Source organism: Methylorubrum thiocyanatum, assembly GCA_014138645.1.
Lineage (GTDB): Bacteria > Pseudomonadota > Alphaproteobacteria > Rhizobiales > Beijerinckiaceae > Methylobacterium > Methylobacterium thiocyanatum.
This window is the reverse complement of sequence record JACJIB010000006.1, coordinates 200,531-224,820: the sequence shown is the minus strand read 5'-3', so window position 1 is coordinate 224,820 and position 24,290 is coordinate 200,531. Positions and strand designations below refer to the sequence as shown.

17 protein-coding genes and 1 pseudogene are annotated in these 24,290 nt (G+C 70.6%); 9 read left to right on the top strand and 9 right to left on the bottom strand.

Annotated features, from left to right (window positions below; all coding sequences use genetic code 11):
* Window positions 1-93 precede the first annotated feature (93 nt).
* Both HNR51_RS17740 and HNR51_RS17735 read right to left on the bottom strand, forming a co-directional pair.
* Entirely contained in the window at window positions 94-1,410 is a 1,317-nt protein-coding gene (locus HNR51_RS17740; protein WP_182555809.1) for an N-acetylmuramoyl-L-alanine amidase, read from the bottom strand.
* Window positions 1,411-1,619: 209 nt separating this feature from the next.
* Window positions 1,620-1,805, bottom strand: a complete 186-nt coding sequence (locus tag HNR51_RS17735) for a hypothetical protein (protein WP_012455777.1) — start codon at window positions 1,803-1,805, stop codon at window positions 1,620-1,622.
* A gap of 682 nt (window positions 1,806-2,487) precedes the next feature.
* On the opposite strand from HNR51_RS17735, the gene HNR51_RS17730 reads away from it, so the two are divergent.
* Both HNR51_RS17730 and HNR51_RS17725 read left to right on the top strand, forming a co-directional pair.
* Window positions 2,488-5,670, top strand: a complete 3,183-nt coding sequence (locus tag HNR51_RS17730) for an Rne/Rng family ribonuclease (protein ID WP_182555808.1) — start codon at window positions 2,488-2,490, stop codon at window positions 5,668-5,670.
* Window positions 5,671-5,872: 202 nt separating this feature from the next.
* Window positions 5,873-6,748 (top strand): carotenoid biosynthesis protein, encoded by an 876-nt coding sequence (locus tag HNR51_RS17725; protein WP_182555807.1) that lies wholly within the window; start codon window positions 5,873-5,875, stop codon window positions 6,746-6,748.
* Between the two features lie 13 nt (window positions 6,749-6,761).
* Here HNR51_RS17725 and HNR51_RS17720 read toward each other — a convergent pair whose 3' ends face one another.
* The 3 genes from HNR51_RS17720 to HNR51_RS17710 all read right to left on the bottom strand — a co-directional run bounded on the left by HNR51_RS17720 (window position 6,762) and on the right by HNR51_RS17710 (window position 10,526).
* Window positions 6,762-7,925 carry a pyridoxal phosphate-dependent aminotransferase gene (locus tag HNR51_RS17720; protein WP_182555806.1) on the bottom strand — a complete coding sequence of 388 codons (1,164 nt, stop codon included), beginning with the start codon at window positions 7,923-7,925 and terminating at the stop codon, window positions 6,762-6,764.
* A gap of 79 nt (window positions 7,926-8,004) precedes the next feature.
* Window positions 8,005-9,345, bottom strand: coding sequence for an OprO/OprP family phosphate-selective porin (locus HNR51_RS17715; protein WP_182555805.1), 1,341 nt, complete (start codon window positions 9,343-9,345; stop codon window positions 8,005-8,007).
* A 125-nt stretch (window positions 9,346-9,470) separates the two neighbouring features.
* Window positions 9,471-10,526, bottom strand: a complete 1,056-nt coding sequence (locus tag HNR51_RS17710) for an HD-GYP domain-containing protein (RefSeq protein ID WP_182555804.1) — start codon at window positions 10,524-10,526, stop codon at window positions 9,471-9,473.
* 419 nt (window positions 10,527-10,945) lie between these two features.
* Between HNR51_RS17710 and HNR51_RS17705 the strand changes: the two genes are divergently transcribed.
* Window positions 10,946-11,725, top strand: a complete 780-nt coding sequence (locus HNR51_RS17705) for a DsbA family protein (protein ID WP_012455771.1) — start codon at window positions 10,946-10,948, stop codon at window positions 11,723-11,725.
* A 102-nt stretch (window positions 11,726-11,827) separates the two neighbouring features.
* Here HNR51_RS17705 and HNR51_RS17700 read toward each other — a convergent pair.
* From HNR51_RS17700 to HNR51_RS17685, 4 genes and pseudogenes are all read right to left on the bottom strand, one after another.
* A pseudogene (locus tag HNR51_RS17700) lies at window positions 11,828-13,008 on the bottom strand (mechanosensitive ion channel family protein).
* Window positions 13,009-13,268: 260 nt separating this feature from the next.
* The gene (locus HNR51_RS17695) at window positions 13,269-15,026 is read right to left on the bottom strand and encodes an AMP-binding protein (RefSeq protein WP_182555803.1); all 1,758 of its coding nucleotides are present in this window, start codon (window positions 15,024-15,026) and stop codon (window positions 13,269-13,271) included.
* 97 nt (window positions 15,027-15,123) lie between these two features.
* Window positions 15,124-15,933 carry a hypothetical protein gene (locus tag HNR51_RS17690; RefSeq protein WP_182555802.1) on the bottom strand — a complete coding sequence of 270 codons (810 nt, stop codon included), beginning with the start codon at window positions 15,931-15,933 and terminating at the stop codon, window positions 15,124-15,126.
* A complete protein-coding gene (locus HNR51_RS17685; protein ID WP_182555801.1) occupies window positions 15,930-17,423 on the bottom strand; it encodes a leucyl aminopeptidase in 1,494 nt (497 codons plus the stop codon). Before HNR51_RS17685 ends, HNR51_RS17690 begins: the two co-directional genes overlap by 4 nt.
* 384 nt (window positions 17,424-17,807) lie before the next feature.
* Between HNR51_RS17685 and HNR51_RS17680 the strand changes: the two genes are divergently transcribed.
* The 6 genes from HNR51_RS17680 (at window position 17,808) to HNR51_RS17655 (ending at window position 24,230) form a co-directional block, all read left to right on the top strand.
* Window positions 17,808-18,101 carry a type II toxin-antitoxin system RelE/ParE family toxin gene (locus HNR51_RS17680; protein WP_182555800.1) on the top strand — a complete coding sequence of 98 codons (294 nt, stop codon included), beginning with the start codon at window positions 17,808-17,810 and terminating at the stop codon, window positions 18,099-18,101.
* A gap of 10 nt (window positions 18,102-18,111) precedes the next feature.
* Window positions 18,112-18,438 carry an addiction module antidote protein gene (locus HNR51_RS17675; protein WP_182555799.1) on the top strand — a complete coding sequence of 109 codons (327 nt, stop codon included), beginning with the start codon at window positions 18,112-18,114 and terminating at the stop codon, window positions 18,436-18,438.
* A 162-nt stretch (window positions 18,439-18,600) separates the two neighbouring features.
* Window positions 18,601-19,770 carry an LPS export ABC transporter permease LptF gene (gene lptF / locus HNR51_RS17670; protein ID WP_152277891.1) on the top strand — a complete coding sequence of 390 codons (1,170 nt, stop codon included), beginning with the start codon at window positions 18,601-18,603 and terminating at the stop codon, window positions 19,768-19,770.
* 10 nt (window positions 19,771-19,780) lie between these two features.
* Window positions 19,781-20,869: an LPS export ABC transporter permease LptG gene (gene lptG, locus HNR51_RS17665; RefSeq protein WP_182555798.1), complete on the top strand. Its 1,089-nt coding sequence runs from the start codon at window positions 19,781-19,783 to the stop codon at window positions 20,867-20,869.
* A 75-nt stretch (window positions 20,870-20,944) separates the two neighbouring features.
* On the top strand, window positions 20,945-23,533 hold the full coding sequence (locus tag HNR51_RS17660; protein ID WP_210280113.1) for an LPS-assembly protein LptD: 2,589 nt from the start codon (window positions 20,945-20,947) through the stop codon (window positions 23,531-23,533).
* A 220-nt stretch (window positions 23,534-23,753) separates the two neighbouring features.
* Complete coding sequence (locus HNR51_RS17655) at window positions 23,754-24,230, top strand: tellurite resistance TerB family protein (RefSeq protein WP_141952638.1); 477 nt, start codon at window positions 23,754-23,756, stop codon at window positions 24,228-24,230.
* Window positions 24,231-24,290: the final 60 nt, after the last annotated feature.

Here is a 24,290-nt window from a genome sequence, read left to right as displayed (position 1 = left end):
CGGGCTCTGGTAAGGCCCCGCGCGGCCGCGCTTCCTACAAGGGCGACTTGCAAGCGGACGGGGGGCTCGTCGAGCCCCGTATCGACACCGGCTCTATGGTGAAACTGGGGCGATGGCCGCCGAACGCTTCGGCGCGACGAGGGCGGGCCGCGAGAGGGTGGCCCGGCCGGAGAAGAACAGGTCCACGGCCTTGGCCATCGATCCCGTCACCCGGGCGCGCCACTCCTCCGATTGCAGCTTCTCCAGATCGCTCTTGCTCGACAGGTAGCCGAGTTCGATCAGCACCGAGGGCACGTCGGGGGAGCGCAGCACCTTGAAGCCGGCCTCGCGGTGGGGCTTGGTGCTCATCTCCATCACCGGCGAGAGCTGGCCCATCAGCCGGCCGGCGAAGCCCGCCGAGAAGCCGCGGGTCTCGCGCAGCGTCAGTTCCTGGAGGATGTCGGCGACATCCGCCGGCCCCTCGCCGGATTCGGTGCCGGCGGCGGCATCCGCCCGGTTCTCGCGCTCGGCGAGCCTCGCGGATTCGCTGTCGGTCGCCTTCTCCGAGCCGGTATAGATCGTGGCGCCCTTCACCTGCGGCGCGGCCGAGATCGAATCGGCGTGGATCGAGACGAACAGGTCGGCCTTGGCCTCGCGGGCGATGCGCACCCGCTCGGCCAGCGGCACGAACACGTCGCGGTCGCGGGTCATCAGGAGGCGGTAGCGGCCGGACTGCTCCAGGCGCTCGGCGAAGGACTGGGCGAAGCCGAACACGATGTCCTTCTCGAACACCCCCGTGGCGGCGATCGCGCCCGGATCGGTGCCGCCGTGGCCGGCATCGATGACGATGAGCGGGCGCGTGTCGGCGGCCTCATTCATCGACGCGGCCTTGGGCGCCGCCTTGGCGGCGGGGCTCGGATCGCCCGCCACCGCCGCCTTGCGGAAGGTGTCGCGGTCGACCTTGCGGAAGGGGATGGAGACGAGCACCGCGCCCTCGCGGGTCGTGGTCGTCTCGATGGCCTCGACCACGGCGGGGCCGGTCAGATCGACCACGATGCGCGAGCGGCCCGGGGCGAACAGGCCGTAGCGGAACGAGGCGATGGCGCCGTCCCGCTTGCGCCCGCTCATCTTGCCCGTCTCCTGATCGAGCTGGAAGTTGACCTCGGGCAGGTCGATCACCGCCCGGTCGGGCCGCTCCATCACGAAGGCGCGGGCCTCGATCGCCCTCGACAGGGTGAGGGTGAGCCGGGTCGTGCCGTCGCGGGAGACGGTCTCGGCGGCGATCGCCACCGCCGCGCTGCCGGTCTGCGAGCCGGCAGGGCCGTCCTGAGCCGGCGCCGGGCCGGCGGCCAGGAGGGTGCCGGCCGCGAGCGCAAGGGCGGCGACGGTGCGAAGAAGTCCGGTGCGGGGCAGGCGGGTGCTGTGCGGCATCGGGCGGCCAAGGTTCCGGGGAGCCTCCGATACGGGATACGGCCGAGATGGTTAACCGTTCCTCACCCGACGCCGGATCGTCCCGCTGCCGCTGTTGTGCAAGGGTGACACCACTTGCGGCTGCAACGCGTTCGAATCCTCACTCCGGCCGACGGGCGGGCGCGGCACCTCAGGATCGGGGCTAGGATCGGACGTCCTTGGCCGGCGGGTCAGGCGCGGCCGTCGGGCGCCTCCCGTTCCGCCGCCTCGCCGTCGGGCGTCTCCCAGGCCCGCTGCCAGACGGCGTGATCCTCGGTGCCTTCGGGATAGGGATTGGCGCTGGCCGGGTCGCCCCGGTAGCGGGCCTCGCGTCCGTCTTTCGCCACCGACGCGAGCGATGTTTCGGGAAACGACACGGCGAAGTCCTCCCCTGCCCGCCGGGCTCTCGCGGCAATCCTCGCCTGCTTCAAGCCGGTGGCGCGGCTTCCGGTTCAAGGGCTGCGGGCGCGGCGTGCCGGATCCGGCTGCGGCGACGAAGTGACGAGTGCCGTCATACGGAACCCTTGCAATTCTCCCGCGACACTCTGTAATGATATCGACCCCATTCCCGGGTTGGCGCTTCGGCGGCCCCCGGGCGCGCCCGGGGCATGTCGGCGCCCACCTCGCTCGAATTGGCAGCGTCAGTCGGCGCCTCCCGGCATCCGGGCGGGTGTCACGGCATTCGCGGTTTCCCGATCTTTGGGGACGGCCGCGCCCATGAAATCTGTACGGGCCGCTTGCCGGCCCACCATCTTCGCGAGGCCGGATCAGGATGGGAGGACGCACAGCATCGGTTGCCGCTGCTCGTGCCGAAGGCGCGCGGTTTTCGCGTCGCCTCGCCCCTTCCGTCGCCCCGGCCCTGTTCAACCCCCAGCGCGCCGATGCCCGGCGCCCGAAGGCGGTTGACGGCAATCCCCTCCCCGCACCACCCGCGGCCTCGGCAACGAGGCCGGCGCGCATCCTCTCCCCTTCGGCCTCGGGGCCGGGTGAGGCTCCGCCGGGACAACGCGGCGCACGCGTGAGGAGAACGACGTCGGCCGCCATGACCGAAAGTTCGTCATGGCCAACAACAAGATGCTCATCGACGCGACGCATCCGGAGGAGACCCGGGTCGTCACCGTCCAAGGCTCGCGGGTCGAGGAATTCGATTTCGAGGCGGCCAACCGCCGGCCTCTGAGAGGCAACATCTATCTCGCCAAGGTCACCCGCGTGGAGCCCTCGCTCCAGGCGGCCTTCGTCGAGTACGGCGGCAACCGCCACGGCTTCCTCGCCTTCAACGAGATCCACCCCGACTACTACCAGATCCCGATGGCCGACCGCCTCGCGCTGATCGAGGCCGAGGCGCGCGAGGAGGAGGAGCACCGCGAGCGCGAGGAGCGCCGTCCGCCGCGGGGCCGCCGCTCGCGCGGACGCCGGGCCGAGGCCCGCGGCTCGCGCCACGACGACACGGTGAAGTCGCAGGAGGCGGTCGCGGAGACCGTTTCCGAGAACGACGCGATCCCCGGCGAGGGCCAAGCCGCCGACGCGCCCGCGCCGGAGGCGATCGAGGCCGTGCGCGCCGCCCTCGTCGAAGAGCGGCCCCTGGGCGACGAGCCCGCCGCCGAATCGAATCCCGAGTCCAGCGCCGAGCCGGTCGAGACCGGCGGCGACGCCTCCGCGAGCCTGCCCGAAGCGGCGCTGGCGCCCGGCGCGCCCGCAGGCGACGCACCGGCCGAGCCGGCCGCAGAGTCCGGCGAGGCTCCCGCCGCGCCGGCTGCCACGGTCGAGCCGTCCGATATCGCCGCGATCTCCGAGGCCCCCAATCCGCCGGTCGAGGCCGCGGAGTCCGCGGATGACGCCGAGACGGTCGAGCCGCAGCCCGTCGCCGCCTCCGCACCGGTCTCCGAGACCGTGGAGATGGACGAGGACGAGGATTCCGACGACGCGTCCGAGGACGACGAGTCCGACGAGGATGAGGACGACGAGGATTCGGACGAGGACGAGTCGGACGACGATGACGACGATTCGGACGACGAGGAAGAGGACGAGGAATCCGAGGACGGCGAGGCGCGGGTCGCGCAGGTCGGCGGCGCGGGCGACGCGCTTGCCGAGATCCCCGAGCGCCCGCGCGCCTATCGCCGCCACTACAAGATCCAGGAGGTGATCAAGCGCCGCCAGATCATCCTCGTTCAGGTCGTCAAGGAAGAGCGCGGCACCAAGGGCGCGGCGCTCACCACCTACCTGTCGCTCGCCGGCCGCTACTCGGTTCTGATGCCGAACACCGGTCGCGGCGGCGGCATCTCCCGCAAGATCACCTCGGCCGCCGACCGCAAGCGCCTGAAGGAGGTCGTGGCCGACCTCGACGTGCCGGAGGGGATGGGGATCATCCTGCGCACGGCCGGCGCCTCGCGCACCAAGCCGGAGATCAAGCGCGACTTCGAGTACCTGATGCGCCTGTGGGAGAGCGTGCGCGAGCTGACGCTGTCCTCCACCGCCCCGGCGCTCGTCTACGAGGAGGGCTCGCTGATCAAGCGGGCGATCCGCGACCTCTACAACAAGGATCTCGACGAGGTTCTGGTCTCCGGCGAGGAGGCCTACCGCGAGGCCAAGGACTTCATGCGGATGCTGATGCCCGGCCAGTCGAAGGTGGTGAAGCCCTACCGCGACCCGACGCCGATCTTCGCCCGCTACGGCGTCGAGCAGCAGCTCGACGCGATGTTCTCGACCCACGTGGCGCTGCGCTCCGGCGGCTACCTCGTCATCAACCCGACCGAGGCGCTGGTCTCGATCGACGTGAACTCGGGCCGCGCCACCCGCGAGCACGACATCGAGGACACCGCGCTCAAGACCAACCTCGAGGCGGCGGAAGAGGTCGCCCGCCAGGTGCGCCTGCGCGACCTCGCCGGCCTCGTCGTGATCGACTTCATTGACATGGAGGAGAAGCGCAACAACCGGGCGGTGGAGAAGCGGCTCAACGAGGCGCTGAAGAACGACCGGGCGCGCATCCAGGTCGGGCGGATCTCGCCCTTCGGCCTCCTGGAGATGAGCCGCCAGCGCATCCGCACCGGCGTGCTCGAATCGTCCTCGATCCCCTGCGCCCATTGCGGCGGCTCGGGCTTCGTGCGGGCGACCTCCTCGGTGGCCCTGCACATCCTGCGCTCGATCGAGGAGGCGCTGCTCAAGTCGTCGAGCCACAACCTCGTGCTGCGCACCCGCACCGAGGTGGCGCTCTACATCCTCAACCAGAAGCGGGCGCATCTCTACGACCTCGAGCAGCGCTTCTCCGTGGCGATCACCATCTCCGCCGACGAGCGGCTGGCGGCGACCGCGGCGTTCCAACTCGACCGCGGCGAGCCGGCGGTGAAGCATGTCGGCCCGGCAACGGGCGTGCGTGCGGTCGCGATCTCCCCGGTCTACGAGGCCGAGGAGTTCGAGGACGAGGTGCTCGAGGCCGAGGACGAGCTGCGGGACGGCGAAGAGGCCCGGGCGGACGAGCCGAGGGGCGAGCGGTCTGCCGACGAGGCCGAGGCCGAGGGCGTCGAAGGCCGTGCGGAGGGCTCCGAGGAGGGCGGCGGGCGTCGCCGTCGCCGTCGCCGTCGCCGCGGCGGGCGTTCCTCCGGTGAGGAGGCCCGCGCGCAGGACGGGCAAGAGCCTGAGAACGAGTCCGAGAACGGGTCGGACGCCGAGTCGGATGGGTCCGAGGACGGCGACGAGGCTCCCGAATCCGAGGCCGCCGACGAGGTGGCTGGCGCCGGGGCCGAGCGGGACGAGACCGTGTCCGAGGCCGGCGAGGCCCCTGGTGAGGCCAACGGCGAGGATGAGGGCAACGGACGCCGCCGCCGCCGCGGGCGCCGGGGCGGCCGGGGCCGCGGCCGGAACGAGCGCAGCGAGCGTCAGGATTCCGAGCTGGACGACGAGGCCGGCGAGGCGCGGGCTGCGGAAGGGCATTCCGAGGCGGCGCATCCCGAGGAGACCGCCTCCGACGCGCTGCCGGTCGGCCCCGAGGAGCCGGTCAGCGATGCCGATGTGACCGCCGTCTCGCTCGCCGCCGGCAACGGTGCCGCGGCCGAGCCGCCCCCGGTCGTGCCCGCGCCGGAGCCCGAGCCGATCCAGGCCGAGTCCGTCGCGCAGGCCGCGTCCGAGGCGGCGGCCCCTGAACCCGCGCCGGAGCCGGTCGCGGTGGTGCTGACGCCCCCCGATCCGAACCGCCCCAAGCGGGCCGGCTGGTGGTCGCGCACCAAGGCGGCGCTGTCGGGAGAGTAGACCCGACCCCTCGCGTCGTCCCGGTCTTCGGGGCGACGCGAGGCCGGATGAGGCGCGCCGTCCAGCCCGGTCGGCCGGATCGACCGCCCGAAGTCGGGGGATCGTCACGCCCCGCTTCCTTCGCCGCAGGCCGCGAGTCGTTGACCGTGGTTGCGTCCTGGGGTTGTGTTCTTCCGGGTGACCTCCGGACGGAGCGCGGTCGGTGCGGCGAGTGGGCTTCTGGCTGGGGGTTACGGCGCTCTGGCTCGCGGTGCTGTATCAGGGCGGTCGGACCACCGCCCTCGCCCAGGCGACCGCGGCACTGTCCATCGCCGTGCTGGTCGTGCACGCGATCCTCGCCCTCGGTCGGGTCAGGGCGGCCGCCTTTCTGGCGATCTGCCTCACGGTGACCTTCGCGATCGAGAATCTCGGCGTCGCCACGGGAATTCCGTTCGGGGCCTACACCTTCCGCGTCGGCGCCGGTCTGCCGCATGTGGGCACGATCCCGATTATCGTCGGACCGCTCTATTTCGGGCTCGGCTATCCCGCCTGGATCATCGCCTGCCTGCTCCTGGGCACCGATATCGGCGGCCCGGCCAACCGCCGGGAGCTCGTGTTCACGCCGGTCGTCGCCGCCTTCACCCTGACCCAGTGGGACGTCGTGATGGACCCCGCCAACGCCACGATCGGACGGGCCTGGGCTTGGTTCGAGAGCGGAGGCTATTTCGGGGTGCCGCTGTCGAACTTCCTCGGCTGGTTCCTGACGACGTGGCTGTTCTTCCAGGGATTCGCCCTGTTCGCCTATCGGGACCGCGGCCGCAGCCGGAGCGTCCGGCGGAGCCCGGCCTTCCTGGCGGTGCCGGTGCTGCTCTACGCCGCCTCCGCGCTCTGCCACCTGCCGCCGCTGCTGGACCCCGACGCGGTGGTGGTCGATGCGGGTGGGCGCGCCTGGTCTTCGGCCGATATCCGCGAGACGGCGGCGATCCTGGCCCTGTTCACCATGCTTCCGGTCGCCCTCCTCGCCCTGATGAAGCTCGCCGGGACGGGCGTCGCGCCGAGAGCGGAGCGGGAACGGCTCGACGGGCTTCCGAGCGCCTGAGGCGGCGTCGGCTTCAGCCCAGCCACCCCTTCAGCCGTGTCACCGCCTCGGCACATTCCGCGTTCGAGCCGGCGAAGGAGAAGCGGATGTGGTGGCCGCCCTGCTCCGGGTCGAAATCGAGGCCGGGCGTCGCGGCGACGCCCGCCTCGTCCAGCATCCGCCGGCAGAAGGCGCTGGCGTCGTCCGTGTGCCGGGCAATGTCGGCGTAGAGGTAGAAGGCGCCGTCGACCGGATGGATGTCGGTGAAGCCGAGGGACGGCAGCGCGTCGAGGAGCAGGGCGCGGTTGCGCGCATAGCCTTCGCGGATCGCGACGATCTCGTCGAGGGTGTCGAAGGCGGCGAGCGCCGCCACCTGCGATAGATAGGGCGCGGAAATGTAGAGGTTCTGTGCCAACCGCTCGACCCCGCGGACCAGCGCCTCCGGCACCACCATCCAGCCGACCCGCCAGCCGGTCATGCAGTAGAACTTCGAGAAGGAGTTGATGACCAGTGCGCCCGCGTCGAATTGCAGGGCGGTCGCCGTCGGCACGCCGTAGCTGAGGCCGTGATAGATCTCGTCGGAGATGAAGGGCAGCCCGAGGGACCGGGCCGTGGCGCAGAGTTCGCCGAGGCGGGCGGGCTCGATCACCGTGCCGGACGGGTTGGCCGGGCTCATCACCAGCAGGCCCGACAGGGGATGCGCGGCGTGGACCTCGCGCAGCAGGGCGCTGGTGGGGGCGTAGCGGTCCTCGCGCCGCAGGGTCAGCGGCTGCGGGATCAGGTCGAGGGCGCGCAGGATCCCGTCATAGGCCGGGTAGCCGGGGCGCGGCACGCCGATCCGGGCGCCGGCTTCGAACAGGGCGAGGAAGGCGAGCACGAAGCCGGCGGAAGAGCCCGTCGTCACCACCACCCGCTCGGGGGACACGGCGACGCCGTAGGTCTCGGCATAGTGCCGGGCGATGCGCGCGCGCAAGGCGGGCAGCCCGAGCGCCTCGGTGTAGGGGATGCGCCCGTCGGCGAGCGCGGCTTGCGCCGCCGCGATCACCGCGCGGGGCGCGGGCGCCGAGGGCTGGCCGACCTCCATGTGGACGACGCCCTCGCCGCGCCGCTCGCGGGCGCCGGCCGCGGCCATCACGTCCATCGCCAGGAAGGGCGCCACGGCCTGGGCGCGGCGCGAGAGGACGGGATCGGGGCTCACGGTCGGGATTCCTCACGGAAGAGGCGGGACCCGGATGCAGGTAGACCCTGCCGGCGCCCGGCTCAACCGCGGGAGGCGCCTACCCGTAGAGCTGCGCCCGGCCGATGAAGACGTCGGCGTCGACGGTGCGGCGGCCGAAGTTCAGCGATTCCGCCGAGGGCTCGGCGTGCGAGCGGATGGAGTCGAAGACGAAGCGGATGTTGGGCTCAGGGTACCAGTTCACGCCCGCCGTAAAGTCGTGCTCGACGCCGCCGCGCACCTCGCGGGATTCGAGGTCGATGGCGCTGTCGCGGACCCCGAGTTCGAACAGGCCGGTCCCGCCGCGGCTGACCCGCTGGCGCTCCTCGACCGTGACGCCGGTGAAGACGCCGTACTCGCTGCCATAGGTCGGCGCGACCCGATAGGGCCGGCCCTTGTCGTTGAGCACCACCGAGGCCTGGATGTCGCCGCCCTGGAACAGCAGCGGCGGGCGCCCGTCGCGGCGCTCGATGTCGGTGAGGATGTACTCGCCCTGGAGCCGGAACGGGCCCTGCTGCCACGCGGCCTCGACGCCGACCCGGCCGATCGCCGTGGCGTCGCGGATCGTCCGGGTGTTGACGAGCGGGCGGGCGAACAGGAACGCCTCCGAGCGGCTCGACAGGCTGAGGCTGCGGGCATCGTCGTCGAGCGACCGGTAGCTGCCGGCGAGGCCGAAATGCAGCACGTCGTTCTTGTTCTCGGAGAGCCACGGCGTGTCGGTCAGGCGGGTGGTCGAGGCGATGCCGTTGTTCTGAAGGCCGGTGTTGATGTTGCCGCCGAACACGCCCGTTACCGCGGTCCAGTTCGCACCATAGGTGCCGATGGCGGCGCCGAAGTTGCGCGCCGGGACGAAGGCGTCGGCCTGCGAGCGCTCGGTGAACGAGGTGACATTGTCGCTGATGAGCTGGTCCAGGCTGAACGGCTCCTTGAAGTTGCCCTGGGTGATGATGACGTCCCGAAAACCCTTATAGGCGACGATGGCGTCGCTCACCGGCACCCGCGGCTCGTTGACGTCGTACTGGAAGGCGAACTCGAAGCCCTTGAGGCTGTAATAGGTCTCGATCCAGGCGCGCCTGATCGCCGCCGGCTCCTCGAAGACCGTGCCGAAGCCGCGCTGCTGCACCCGCCCCGTGCCGAAATCGCCCTGGAGCCGGCCGCCGATGCGGAACTTGCTCCCGTCGTCGAAGCGGAGCGTGATGCCCTTCCCGTCGAGGGTCACGGGCGGCTTGGCCTCGGTCGTCTTGTCCGACCTCTCCTCGGCTGCGGCGAGACCCGCGGCGCAGGTCAGGATCGAGGCGAGGATCGAGGCAAGAAGCGAGGCAAGAAGCGAGGCCTTGGTCGGGGCGAGGCCCGGTGCTGCGGTAGCGAGAAAACGGCACCGGAGGGTTGAGCGGGTCGGCATCGGCTCATCCAAAGCGTGGCAGGTCGGACTTAACCTTTGATGGTTTCCATGACCTGCGTGCGACGTCTGGATGAAAAGGCGGCCATCGACCGTGGAAGCCCCGCGCTTGTTGCCGGGAGGCCGCGTCAGGCGACGTCCTGCACGGCACGACCGAAGGCCTGCACCAGCCCGCCCTCCAGCTTTCCCTCCATACCCGACAGGATGGAGAGCGCCTCGCGGCTCGACATCGGCGACTTGTAGGGACGCCGCTCGATCAGCGCGGCGTAGATGTCGCAGATCGTCAGCAGCCGCACGGGATCGGCGATCTCATCGGCGCTGAGGCCGTCCGGGTAACCCGAACCGTCGAGCATCTCGTGGTGGTGGCGCGTCACCGCGAGCGTCACCGGATCGCAGCCGCCGGAGGCGCTGAGGATCTCGTGGCCGATCGGCGCGTGGGTCTGCATCACCGCCCGTTCGTCGTCGTCGAGCCGGCCGGGCTTGTTGAGGACGGCGTGGGGGATGCGCGACTTGCCGACATCGTGGACCAGGGCGGCGCGGGTCATGAGCTGCTTGTCCGCGGCGGAAAGGCCCAGCTTCTGGGCGAAGGCAGCGGCGACGCCGGAGACCAGCAGGCAGTGCTGGAAGGTCACGTCGTCGTGCGCCCACACCTCGTCGAGCCAGCGCGACAAGCCCCCCTCCTGGATCGCCCCGAGCACCGGGTCGACGCCCCGCTCCACGCTCGGCATGTCGATGGCGCCGGTCTGGGCGGAGGTGAACAGGTTGGTCATCAGCGAGCCCGCGCGCTGGGCCTCGCGGGTGACGACGAGGTCGGCCACCGACTTGTCGGGCCAGACCTCGCGCACCAGCGAGCCGACCACCAGGCGCGGCTCGGCCAGCGCCGACAGGCAGAGCGTGGCGCCGAGATTGCGCGCCTCGGTGAAGGTGGATTCGCCGCTGCCGCGCGTCAGGCAGATGAGGGGCGTGCGCGCCCGCCCCGGACGGCCGCTCAAGAGACGCAGGCAGCGCTTGGCTTCCGGGCGGCTGAGGGTGATGTCGGCGATCACGCCGCGCAGCGGGCCGGTTTGATTCCAAGTCTCGTCGGTGCCCACCACCCGGCATTCGGCGACCGAGCGGACGGCATCGACGAGCGGCTGGCTCCGATCTGGCCGATCGCTCACCACGACGATTACACCGGCATTCATCGTCCGCGTATCCACCCTGCCGCGTTCCCGATGATCTTGACGGATGATAATTATGAAACCTCTAACTGCAGCGGAATAGGAAGAACGGCCGGATTGTCTCATGCGAGGTGCCGCCACGGCTCGAACGACAACTCGGAGAGGATCGTTTCTACTGTCTTCGTGCCCATGCGGGTAATTCGATCTTCAATCGTCCTCGGCCGTCCCTCCGCGTCGGTCGGACCGTCACCGGTCGAGACGGGCGCGCCGTGAAAACGCCGCACCGTCCCCCGAAACAGGGCCTGCCGGCAACGGGCGCGTCTGGAAAGAGTCGCATCGGCGACGCGGCGCGTTCGTGCCATGATACAGGCGCGCCCGCTGCCGGAAGCGGCCGCGCCCGTCGGCCCCGAGACCGACTTCCCGATCCGTTTCCTGAGGTGTCCATGCCGCTCTTCCGCTCCGTTTCCGCCCTCGCCCTCGCCGGCGGCCTTGCCCTCGGCGCGGCCGCGGGCGCCCGCGCGGAGGACGCCGCCCCCTTCACCGACGCCCAGCGCAAGGCGATCGAGGGGATCGTCAAGGACTACCTCGTCAAGAACCCCGACGTGCTCCAGGAGGCGATCGCCGAGGGCGAGCGCCGCGCCCAGGAGACGCAGAAGCTCGCCCAGGCCGCCGCGCTGAAGGAGTCGCGCGAAGCGCTGACGAACTCGCCCCACGGCATCGTCGCGGGCAATCCGAACGGCGACGTCACCCTGGTGGAGTTCTTCGACTACAATTGCGGCTATTGCCGCAAGGCCTTCACCGATGTGCAGACCCTGATCAAGTCCGATCCGAAGCTGCGGGTGGTGCTCAAGGATTTCCCGGTGCTCGGCGCAGAGTCGCTGGAGGCGAGCCGGATCGCGCTGGCGGCCAAGATGCAGATCAAGCCCGAGAAGATGTTCGACTTCCACGCCAAGCTGCTCGAGACCAAGGGCCGCATCAACGGCGAGCGGGCGATCGCCGTGGCCAAAGAGTTCGGCGCCGACGTGGAGCGCCTGAAGAAGGACGCGCAGGGGCCGGAGGTGAAGGCGGCGCTCACCGAGAATGTCGGGCTCGGCGACAAGCTCAGCCTGTCGGGCACCCCGGCCTTCGTCATCGGCGACGAGATTCTGCCCGGCGCGGTCGGCGTCGAGCCGATGCGCAAGACCATCAGCGACGTGCGCCAGTGCGGCCACGCGAGCTGCTGAGGCCGCCGCTTTCACGGATCGGAAGCGAGGGCCCGGTGCGGATCGATCCGCACCGGGCCCTTGTCGTTGGGGCCTTGTCGTTGGGCCCCCGTCGTGTCCGGCTCAGGCGGCTGCGGCGCGCGGGTCGCTCCGGACCGGGCGCTCGCCGCGGAGGCCGGGTTCGTTGCCGGCCGTGGGGGTGGCCTGGCGGTCGGGAGAGGCGGGATCGGGGTTCACCCATTCCGCGCGCTGGCGCGGCAGGGCGGAGGGGTGCTCCTTCTGTAGGAAGCCGATCATCTTCTCGCGCACCTCGCAGCGCAGGTCCCAGGTCTGGGGGGCGTTGCGGGCGCTCACCAGCATCCGCAGCTCGATCACGCCCTCGCGCGCGTCCGACACCTGCAGGTTGACACGTTGCCGTCCCACAGCCGGGACGACGCCGCGATCCGCCGGAGTTCGCTGCGCATCGCCTCGATCGGCGCCCGGTGATCGACGTAGAGGAACACGGAGCCGATCAGAGAGGCGCCCTCCCGGGTCCAGTTCTGGAACGGCTTCTGGATGAAGTAGGTCAGCGGCAGCACGAGGCGGCGCCAGTCCCACAACCGCACGACCACGTAGGTCGCGGTGATCTCCTCGACCCAGCCCCACTCGTTCTCGACTATGATCGCGTCCTCGATCCGGATCGGCTGGGTGATGGCGATCTGGATGCCCGCCACGAGGTTGGAAAGCACCGGCTGCATGGCGAGCCCGAGGATCAGCCCGGCGGCGCCCGCCGAGGCGAGCAGGCTGACCCCGTATTGCCGCACCGGCTCGAAGGTCATCAGCGCGATGGCGATGGTGACGATGGCCACCAGGGTCAGCGCCGCCCGCTCCAGGATCCGCATCTGGGTGAAGTGCTTGCGGGCGAGCAGGTTGTCCTCGGCGTCGAGCTTGAACCGGCGCAGGTAGATCACGGTGGCGATGTGGATCGCCGTGGCGCAGGTCCAGCCCGCGAGCGTCACGAAGGCGACGAGGAGCACCTGATTGAGGACGAGCCGGATCTCCCAGGTCAGGGGCGTGGTCGAGACCGCGAGCGCCAGGGTCACGACGAGCAGGGCGAGCCGGCTGGGCCCCCGGGTGCGCGAGACCAGCGAGCGCCAGAACAGGCTCTTCCCGCTCACCGCCCTCTGCGCGAAGCGGTAGGCCACCCCGTGCAGGGGCAGCACCAGCGCGCAGCAGCCGGCGATCAGGATCGGGCTCGCGACCCACCAGGGCCACTGGACGATCCAGCCGATCAGCCGATCGAAGAATGCGTGGGCTTCCGCCATCGATCACCTCCTCGTCTGGGGGCAATGATCGCTGACGGGCGCGGTTCCGCACTGCACAATGGCGCGGCGGGCGCGGCCGAAGAGGTGAATTTTCCTTCGCTCGCGCTCCCCCGGGATCGCGCGGCACGAATATTTTCGGCCTTTGCCGGTCCGCGCACGACGCGCATTCCTACGAACCGACCGCCACCCGGCTCGCCAGTTCCGCGCCGTTCGTCCAGAGGGTCGAGCGGATGCGATCCCGACCGAGAGGACGCGCGCAGCTATCCCGGCGGCAAGGCGCTCACCCCCTCCTCCCGCAGCGCGCGGCGCAGCACCTTGCCGACATTGGTCTTCGGCAGGCTGTCCTGGATCACGATCCGGCGGGGCACCTTGTAGCCGGTGAGGCTCGCGCGGGCATGGGTCCGCAGCGCGTCCGCATCCACCGACCGGTCCCGCAGCACCACATGGGCGACGACCATCTCGCCGCTGTCGCCGCAGGGGGCGCCGACCACCGCGCACTCGACCACCGCCGGATGGGTGGCGAGCACGTCCTCGACCTCGTTCGGATAGACGTTGAAGCCGGAGACGAGGATCATGTCCTTCATCCGGTCGACGATGCGGATCTGGCCGTCCGGCGTCATCACCGCCACGTCCCCGGTGCGGAAGAAGCCGTCGGCGGTCATGGACGCCCGCGTCTCCTCGGGCCGGTTCCAGTAGCCGGTCATCACCTGGGGGCCGCGCACGCAGAGTTCTCCCGGCACGCCGAAGGGCAGCACCGTGCCGTCCTCGGCGCGGATCGTCACCTCGGTCGACGGCAAGGGATAGCCGATCGTCCCGGTCCAGTCGGCGAGCCCGAGCGGGTTGACGCTCACCACCGGCGAGGTCTCCGACAGGCCGTAGCCTTCGAGGATGGTCTGGCCGGTGATCGCCTTCCAGCGGGCGGCGACCGCCGACTGCACCGCCATGCCGCCGCCGACCACGTACTCGACCCGCGAGAAATCGACCGTGCCGATCTTCGGGTGGTTGTTCAGCGCGTTGAACAGCGTGTTGACCCCCGCGAAGTTGGTGAATCGGGTGCGGCTCAAGGTCTTCACGAAGCCGTCGAGGTCGCGCGGATTGGGGATCAGGAGGCAGCAGCCGCCGAGCCGGAAGAAGAACAGGAAGCAGGCGGTCAGCGCGAAGATGTGGTAGAGCGGCAGCGCCGTCACCGCCACGCGCCCGTCCCCCTCCTCGGCGGAGGCGCGGAACCAGGCCCGGCTCTGCTCGATATTGGCCATGATGTTGCGATGCGTCAGCATCGCCGCCTTGGCGATGCCGGTGGTGCCGCCGGTATATTGCAGGAAGGCGACGTCGCCGGGCTCGATCGCGACCGAGGGGCGCTTGAGGCCGCGACCGGCCCGCACCACCGCCTCGAACCGCAGGGTCCGCCTGGCCGGAAGGGCATAGGGCGGCACCGCCCGCTTCACCCGCCGCGATACGAAATCGACGACCCGGCCCTTCAGCCCGAGCAGGTCGCCGGGCCCCGCCACGACGATCCGCTCCAGGCCCGGCATCTGCGGCAGCGCCTGCGCGACCGTGTGGCAGAAGTTCTCCAGCACGAAGAGAACGCGGGCGCCGGAATCGTTGATCTGCGCCGCGAGTTCCCGCGGGGTGTAGAGCGGGTTGACGTTGACGGCGGTGCAGCCCGCCACCAGCACGCCGAGCAGCGCGACCGGACAGGCCGGGACATTGGGCATCATCACCGCGACACGGTCGCCGACCCCGTCCTCCTTCGCATCCCCCTGCCCGCTCGTCCTGGAGCGCGCCTTGCCGTAGCCGCTGGCGGCGAGCCACGCTGCCACGGCCTGCGCGGCGGCGCCGACCTCGCGGTAGCGCAGGCTCGCGCCGAAGCAGGTGATGGCCGGGCGCTCGGCGAAGCGCAGCACGCTGCGGTCGAACAGATCGACCACCGTGCCGACCGCGTCGACGTCGATATCGGCGGGAATACCGGGGGGATAGGCGGCCAGCCAAGGGCGCTCCGCGCTCCGGTCCTGCGCCATCCTCGTCCCTCCTGCCCTGCGGCGAGCGGCTTCTCGGAGCCGGCCTCGGCCGGCACCGCCGCTTCCCCCGTGGCTTAAGCGTTTCGGCCGCGTCCGATCAAGCCACAGCGTCCGGCCGGAGCGGAGACATCGCCGGACTTGTGGGCGCCCGGGGCGTCCGCCGCGGCCGCAGACGCGCGGCCACGAGCGCCATGTGCGGCAGCGCGGCGACCGTCAGCAGCAGGGCGGCGACGACGAGGTCGCGGGCATCGAGCGGGCGCCGCGGCCAGGGGCCGAACCCGGCATCGCGGGCAAGCCCGATCACGGCGGCGGCAAACCACAGGGCGAGGAAGCCCGCGATCCAGCCGAGGAGCGCCCGTCCCACCCGGCGCCAGCGGCTGCCGGTCGGGGCCGGACCGGGGCGGCCGGCAAGGCGCGCGCCGAGCCCCAGGGCCAGGCCGAACAGGCCGGCGGCGGCGCCCGCCCCCATCGCGTAGGCGAGCCCCATCGGCGTGCCGTTGAGGAAGGCGCCGCTGCCGGTGCCGAAGCCCGCCCGCAGCACGAGACCGCCGAAGGTCGGGTGCAGGCTGACGCCCAGCACCAGCGCGAGGCCGACGAGCACCCCGACGAGTCGCCGGACCCAAGAGGCCGGCCCCGGCGCCAGCCCTGCGGCGAGGATGCGGGCGAGCCCGTAGACCAGCGCGAAGGCGAAGAGCGGGTAGCGGTCGAGGAAGAAGCCGTAGAACCGAGCCGCCACGTCCGGCGGCATCGCGCTGCGTTGATCGAAGCCGGCGAGGAAGACGGCGAACAGCGCGGCGAGCGCCGCCAGGAGCGGCGCCGCGGCGAGCGTCCAGGCGCCCCGCTGCGGCGTCCCCGTCTCCGCCGGACCGGCCCCCGCCGTGGCGGAGCGCGCGCCGGTGCGGCTCACCGCTCGTAATGTTCGCGCACGAGCCGGTCGAGCAGGCGCACGCCCCAGCCCGCGCCCCAACTCCGGTTGATCTCGGAGGGGGTGGAGGACATGCCGACGCCGGCGATGTCGAGATGCGCCCACGGCACGTCGTTGACGTAGCGCTTGAGGAAGGCGGCGGCGGTCGCCGCGCCGCCATGGCGCCCGCCGGTGTTCTTCATGTCGGCGAATTTCGAGTCGATCGCCTTGTCGAAGGCCGGGATCAGCGGCATCCGCCACACCTTCTCGCCCGCCGCCTCGCCGGCCGCGGTGATCTGCGCCGACAGGGCGTCGTCGTTGGAGAACAGGCCGGCGATGTCCTGGCCCAGCGCGACGATGATCGCGCCGGTCAGCGTCGCGAGATCGATCATCGCCTTGGGCTTGTAGGTCGCCTGGACGTGCCAGAGCACGTCGGCGAGCACGAGGCGGCCCTCCGCGTCGGTGTTGATGACCTCGATGGTCTGCCCCGAGAGCGAGGTGACGATGTCGGACGGCCGGTAGGAATTGCCGTCGGGCATGTTCTCGACGATGCCGATGGCGCCGACCACGTTCGCCTTGGCCTTGCGCGCCGCCAGCGCGTGCAGGGTGCCGACGACGGCGGCCGAGCCGCCCATGTCGCCCTTCATGTCCTCCATGCCGCCGGCCGACTTGATCGAGACGCCGCCGGAATCGAACACCACGCCCTTGCCGATCAGCGCCAGCGGCGGCTCGGAGGGGTCGTCCGCCCCGTTCCAGCGCATGATCGCCACCCGGGGCTCGCGGGCCGAGCCCTGCGCCACCGCGAGCAGGGCGCCCATGCCGAGCTCCTTCATCCGCGCCACGTCGAGGATCTCGATCTCGACGCCGAGGCTGGTCAGCTCGGAGACGCGGCGGGCATATTCTTCCGGATAGAGGACGTTCGGCGGCTCGTTGACGAGGTTGCGGGCGAGGATCACGCCCTCCGCCACCGCGGCGGCGTCCCGCGCGGCGGCCTGCGCCCCGGACGGGTCGGCGACCAGCAGGCTCAGCGCGGCACCCGCCTCGTCCTCGTCCTTCTTCTTGGTCTTGTACTGATCGAAGCGGTAGCTGCGCAGGCGCGCGCCCAGCGTGAAGTCGGCCACATCCCGGGCGCTGCCGGCATAGCCGGGCCAGTCGAGCACGACCCGGGCGCTGCGCCCCCCGACCTTGCCGGCGGTGAAGCCGCCGAGCAAAGTCCAGTCGGTCTTGGCCCGATCCTTCTCCGAGCCCAGCCCGATCACCACGAGCCGGTCGGCCTCGACGCCCGCCGGGGCCGGCAGCACCAGTGCGGACTGCGCCTTGCCCTTGAACCGCTCGCTCGCGGCGGCGCGGGCGACCAACTCGGCGCCGGGCCGTCCCAGGATCTCGGCGGCAGGACCCGACAGGGCGAGGTCGTCGCCCACGAACACCACGACGTCGCCGCCCCGGCCGCGCGACGACAGCGGCTCAAAGGCGATTTCGATCCCACCGGCCATGATGCTCTTCGCTTTCCACCCGACTTCCGCCGGCCGTCCGCGCACCGCGCGAAAACCGGCAAACCTGTGTACCCGCTGAGACGCAGAACGCAACGCGGGGCGCGGGCCTGGATGCGGCGTCTCACCCTGACAGCTTGCGTGCTTGCCGGGCGCGGATGAAGTCTTCTGCAACCGGCACGACGGCGCCGGTCCGAGCGTCCGCGAGCCCACATTCGAGGGCGGCATCGGTGTCGCACCGCTCCCTGTGACCGGACGTCGCCCGAGCACTCCAATCTCGCCGGCGGTCGTGACCGGCTCCAACAGCGGGTGCCTGTACGCTTCTCCAGATGTTCTCACTCACGGAGCAGCCTTCCCCTTCGTTGTATCCTGTGAGATACAAAAGCTGTGCCGCAAATCTTCGCCACCGAGATCTTCGATGCTTGGCTTCTCAAGCTGCGTGATCGGATGGGTCGAACCAAGATCCTGACGCGGATCGACCGACTTCAGCAGGGCAATCCGGGTGTGGTCAGGTCGGTGGGCGAAGGCGTCCAAGAGATGAAGATCGACTTCGGGCCGGGCTACCGTGTCTATTTTGTCGAACGGGCCGACGGGAGCATCGTCGTGCTGCTGTGCGGTGGGGACAAGGACTCGCAGTCGCGCGATATCACGCGAGCGAAAGCGCTTGCCCGGACAGTCTGAGGAGGGTGCCATGACGAATCCCGACAAGCCGGCAGAGACGCAGACGAAGCCATTCGACATCGCGAATTACATTCGCACGCCCGAGGATGCCGCAGCCTACCTCACCGAGGTTCTGGCGGACGGCGACGAGGTCGAGTTCCGGCGGGCGCTCGGGACGATTGCCCGCTCCCGGAGCATGGCCGAGATCGCCGAGAGGGCGGGGCTCGGGCGCGAGAGCCTGTACAAGGCGCTGTCCGAGGCCGGCAATCCGGGGCTCTCGACGGTGCTCGGCGTGCTGCGCGCCCTCGATCTGCGGATGACCGTCGCGGTGGCGCGCCCGGAGCCGGAAGCGGCCTGAAGCCGTCCCCGGCCTTTCCCGCCTGATGCCGCCCGCGCCGCGAAACGGCCTCATTCCAGGCGCCGGAAGCCGGATGGCTTAGCGTGGCGGCTGGTCAGCCTGGCCGCCATTTCGACCCGGCCTTCGCGGCGGTGAGACAGGCAACGAGTTCGGGCGGCGCGGATGACGCAGATCGAGCGCTACATATTCAGGATCGCGCTCGGGGCCTTCCTCACCTGCCTGATCGGCCTCACCGGCACGATCTGGGTGACGCAGGCCCTGCGCGAGCTCGACCTCGTCACGGCCAAGGGTCAGACGCTTCTGGTCTTCCTGTTCATCACCGCCCTGTCGCTGCCCACCCTGATCACGGTGATCGCCCCGGTCGCGCTGTTCATCGCCTGCGTCTACGCGCTGAACAAGCTCAACGGCGATTCCGAGCTCATCGTGATGTCGGCCGCCGGCATGCCGCCGCGCCAGTTGCTGCGCCCCTTCGTGACGCTGGCCCTCGCCGTCAGCGTCGTGGTCGCCTTCCTGACGATCCAGGTGATGCCCTCCTCCTTCCAGGAACTGCGCGACGTGCTGACGCGGGTGCGCGGCGACTTCGTCGCCAACGTCGTCAAAGAGGGCCAGTTCACCGCGCTCGACAACGGCATCACCTTCCATTTCCGCGAGCGCGGCGCCGACGGTTCGCTCCAGGGCCTGTTCATCCAGGACAAGCGCGAGGCCGGGAAGGCGGTGGTCTATCTCGCCGAGCGCGGGCGGGTGAGCGAGGTCGACGGGCAGACCTATCTCGTGCTGGAGAAGGGCAGCATCCACCGCCAGCAGAAGGACAGCCGCGATTCCTCGATCGTGAGCTACGAGCGCTACGCCGTCGATCTCGCCGCCTTCACGCCGCCGGATGCCGAGACGGTCTACAAGCCGCGCGAGCGCTCGACCCTGGCCCTGCTCTTCCCCGATACGGGCGAAGGCTATTACCGCTTGCAGAAGGGCCGCTTCCGGGCCGAATTACACGACCGGCTCTCCGCTTGGCTCTACCCGCTGGCGCTCGCCTTCATCGCCTTCGCCGCGCTGGGCGATCCGCGCACCACCCGCCAGGGCCGGGGGCTCGCCGTGGCGGGGGCGGTGCTCGGCGTGGTGGCCCTGCGCATCGCGGGCTTTGCCGCGAGCAGCGCTGCGGTGCGCAGCCCCGGCGCGGTGGTGGCGGTCTACGCCGCGCCGCTCGGCGCCATCGCGCTTTCCGGCTTCATCATCTTCGGCGGCGCCCGGGTGCGGGCGATGAACGAGCGCCTCGGCCGGCAGTGGCGGCGGCTCGCGGGCAGCCTGCGGCGGCGCCCGCTGGCCGGACGCGCCTGAGGAACCGGGCATGCTGATCGGCGCCACCCTCGGCCGCTACTTCGCGTGGCGCTTCGTGCGCACCATCCTGGGCGTGTTCCTCACCGTCTTCGCCCTGGTCTACACCCTCGACTTCGTCGAGCTGCTGCGCCGCGCCGGCGATTCCGAGAGCGCCTCCACCGGGCTGATGGCGCAGCTCGCCCTCTACCGCACCCCGGCGGTCGCCGAGAGCGTGCTGCCCTTCGCCGTGCTGTTCGGCTCCATGGCCGCCCTGCTCCAGCTCTCGCGCAAGCTCGAACTCGTGGTGGCGCGGGCCGCCGGCATCTCCGCCTGGCAGTTCCTCCAGCCCGGCGCCTTCGTGGCGCTGGCGATCGGGGCACTGGCGATCGGCGCCTACAACCCGCTCTCGGCGGCGCTCAAGCAGCGCTCCAGCGAGATCGAGGCGAAGATCTTCGCCAAATCCACCAAGGCGGGGACCGGCAAGGACCTGTGGCTGCGCCAGCGCAGCGTCGACGGGCAGGCGATCATCCGCGCCGAGACGGCGGTCGAGGGCACGACCACGCTGGCCGGCGTCACCGTCTTCCAGTTCGACGATGCGGGCGTCTTCACCGCGCAGATCGAGGCGGCGCGGGCGACCCTGCACGACGGCTGGTGGGAATTGCGCGATGTGCGCGTTCTCACGCGCGATGAGCCGCCCGAGAGCCACGAAGTCTACCTCGTCGCCTCGACGCTCGACCCGAGCCAGATCCGCCAGCGCTTCACCCCCCCGGAATCTGTGCCCTTCTGGCAACTTCCCGAGACCATCGCGCGCCACGAGCGGGCCGGGCTGGATGCGACGCGCTACCGGCTCCAGTACGATGTGCTGCTGGCAACGCCCCTGCTCTACCTCGCGATGGTCCTCGTGGCGGCAACGGTTTCCTTAAGGTTCTTCCGCTTTGGTGGTGTCGGAAAGCTGGTGCTCGGCGGAGTGAGCGCGGGCTTCGTGCTGTACGTCGCGCGGCAGGTCATGGAGGGCCTCGGCGCGTCGGGCATGGTCGCGCCGACAGTGGCGGCGTGGTTCCCCGCCGTGGTAGGGAGTCTGCTCGGTACGCTCACGCTTCTCTACCAGGAGGACGGCTGATGCGCGGTGCTCCGGGTGGGAACGGGTTCGGTAGTGGTCGTCGTGCAGGGGGCTGCACAGGGTTCGAGGGACGCGTTGCGTAAGGTCGCCGACATCGCGATCACGGTCTCCATGGCCGCACTGCTGACGGCAGCCTACGGGCTCGCCGCGCCGCGGGCGCACGCCCAGGCCGGACTCGAGAAGCTCGCGGGCGGCAAGGGCGAGAAGCCCGGCCAGCGCCTGCTCGTCGAGGCCGACGAGCTGATCTACGACAACGACCGCAACACCGTGACCGCGCGGGGCAATGCCGAGCTGCATTACGGCGCCCGCACGCTCCAGGCCGACCGGGTGCGCTACGACCGCGGCACGAGCCGCGTCTTCGCGGAAGGCAATGTCCGCCTCACCGACGAGACCGGGGCCGTCGTCACCGGCGAGCGGATGGAGCTGACCGACGACTTCAAGAACGGCTTCGTCGACGCGCTGCGCATCCAGCAGACCGTCCAGCTCAAGGGCGAGACGGTGCGCACTCGCATCTCCGCCCCGCGGGCGGAGCGCGTCGCGGGCGAGCAATCGAGCTTCGACTACGCGACCTACACCGCCTGCGAGCCGTGCAAGGACCATCCGGAGACGCCGCCGCTCTGGCAGATCAAGGCGGCCAAGATCATCCACAACAACGAGACCCACACGATCAGCTACGAGGATTCGACCCTCGAACTCGGTGGGATCCCGGTCGCCTACCTGCCCTATTTCGAGTCCGCCGATCCGACGGTGAAGCGCAAGACCGGCTTCCTGACGCCGCGCTTCATCACCTCGACGGCGATCGGCACCGGCGTGGCGACGCCGTTCTTCATCAACCTCGATCCGAGCTACGACCTGACGCTCTCGCCCGCCTTCGTCTCGCGCCAGGGCGTGCTCGGCCAGGCCGAGTTCCGCCAGCGGCTCGATACCGGCTCCTACAACCTGCGTCTGTCGGGCATCTTCCAGACGACGCCCTCCGCCTTCCTCCCGGGACCGCTGGGGGCCGCCGACCGCGAGTTCCGCGGCTCGGTCGAGTCGCGCGGGCGCTTCTTCATCAACGAGCACTGGCGCACGGGCTGGGATCTCGTCGGCGTGACCGACAAGTGGTTCCTCGACAATTACCGCATCCGCAACCAGAACATCACCACCGACTACTTCCGCGAGGCGGTCTCGACCGCCTACCTGATCGGCCAGGGCGACCGCTCGTGGTTCGAGGCCCGGGGCTACTACTTCAAGGCCCTGTCGAGCTTCGACTGGCAGAAGGAGCAGCCCGTCGTCCTGCCGGTGATCGACTACGACAAGCGCATCGACGGCCCCCAGCCCATCGGCGGCGAGGTCCGGTTCGAGGCCAACGTCACCAGCCTGTCGCGGGAGGCCACCGACTTCCAGGGCATCCCCCGCACCGGCAGCTACCTGTTCGCCCCGAGCTATAACGGGATCAGCTATCCGCTCTACGAGACCTGCACCACCTTCGTGCGGGACCGCTGCATCGTGCGCGGCTTAGGCGGCGTCGACACGCGGCTCTCGGCCCAGGTCTCCTGGCGGCGCAGCTTCATCGACGATTTCGGCCAGGTCTTCACGCCCTTCACCTATCTGCGCACCGACGCCTTCTTCGTGAACCCGAGCCGCTCGGGCTTCCAGAACGCGCTGGTGAACAACATCACCACCGTCGATGACGGCTTCTCCGGCCGCGTCATGCCGGCGGTCGGCCTCGACTACCGCTATCCCTTCGTCGCCGATTTCGGGGCGCTTGGCGTCCACACCCTGGAGCCGATCGCCCAGGTGATCGCCCGGCCCTCCGAGACCCGGATCGGCCGGCTGCCCAACGAGGACGCGCAGAGCCTCGTCTTCGACGACACCTCCCTGTTCGAGTGGGACAAGTTCTCCGGCTACGACCGGGTCGAGGGCGGCGTGCGCACCAATCTCGGCGCGCAATACTCCGTCGTGACCCCGAGCGGCTGGTACGCCAACCTGATGTTCGGCGAGTCGATCCAGATCGCGGGCGTGAACTCGTTCCGCCGCGGGGATCTGGCCAATGTCGGCCTCGATTCCGGCCTGGAGAACCGCCGCTCGGATTTCGTCGGCCGCTTCCAGCTCTCGCCCAACCAGAACATCAGCTTCATCAGCCGCGCCCGCTTCGACCAGCGCGACTTTGCCGTGAACCGGTTCGAGACCGGCGTGACCGCGCGGTTCTCGCCGTTCCTGCCGCTCGAGACTTCGCTGTTCTACTCGTACTACGAGGCGCAGCCGGCGCTCGGCTTCGCCCATCGCCGCGAGGGCCTGACGGCCTCGGCCACCTACCGCATCACTCCGAACTGGTTCGTCACCGGCTCGGCGCTCGTGGACTTCACCCGCTACCTCGACAACCGCGACACCTTTACCGACCTCTACACCGCCTATCTCGCCAACCCGGTCGGTCTCGCCCCGGTCTACAGCAATCCGGGCCTGACCTACCTGTCCGGCCTGAGCCTCGGCGGCGGCTATCAGGACGAGTGCACCACGGTGTCGCTGAACTACATCGTCTCGCCCATCGCCACCGCGATCGGCGTGCGCGAGCGCAACCAGACTGTGCTGCTGCGCCTCGAACTGAAGACGCTCGGCGAGGCCGATCTGCGCCAGAACGTCAGCAGTTCGATGACCGCCGACGGCATCGCCACGGTGCGCTGACCGTCGGGCCCGGCGGCCGGTGCAGCCGGGCCACGCCGGGCGCGAAACGAAGGCGCGGGCGGCCTCCGGGCGCCGTCCGTGCTTGACCCGGCCCGGCCCGGTCCCAACCTTGGCGCCTGCAAGCGTCTCTCGCGAAGCGCCCGCCGCGTCCCCGCGGCCGGGAAGAAGGCGGCCGGTCTCCGGAGGTCTCGTGAGGGCATAGGACCGGACGGGAACGGATATGGCCCTCCTCCAGCGGCTCTTCGCCTACGCCTCCTCGGCCTTCGGCCTGCCGGCCCCGGCCGAGACGGTGCCGGACGGCAGCGAGGAGCATCTCGCGGCAACTGCGCTCCTCGTCCACGTCGCTCGCGCCGACGGGGTGCTCGATCCGGCCGAATCCGAGCGGCTGGTGCGGCTCGTGCGCCGCCGCTACGCCGCCAGCGACGCGGAGGCGCAGGGCCTGATCGAGCGCGCCGCCACCTTCGAGGCGCAGACCCGCGACATGACGAGCCTGGTCGAGCTGATCGGCAGCGACGGCAGCAGCCCGGAGGAGCGCGGTCGGCTTCTCGCCATGGCGTGGTCGGTGGCCGGCGCCGACGGCGACCTGCACGAGTTCGAGGAGGCCCTGGTCTGGCGTCTCGGCAAGCTCCTCGGCTTCGACGAGCCGGCGATTGCCGCCGCCCGCGACCGCGGCTTCCGCGAGCCCGCCGGCGCGTGATGGCCCACTCGGGGACACCCCCGCCAAGGGGATGATCCCCTTGGGATCCCGGACGTTTCG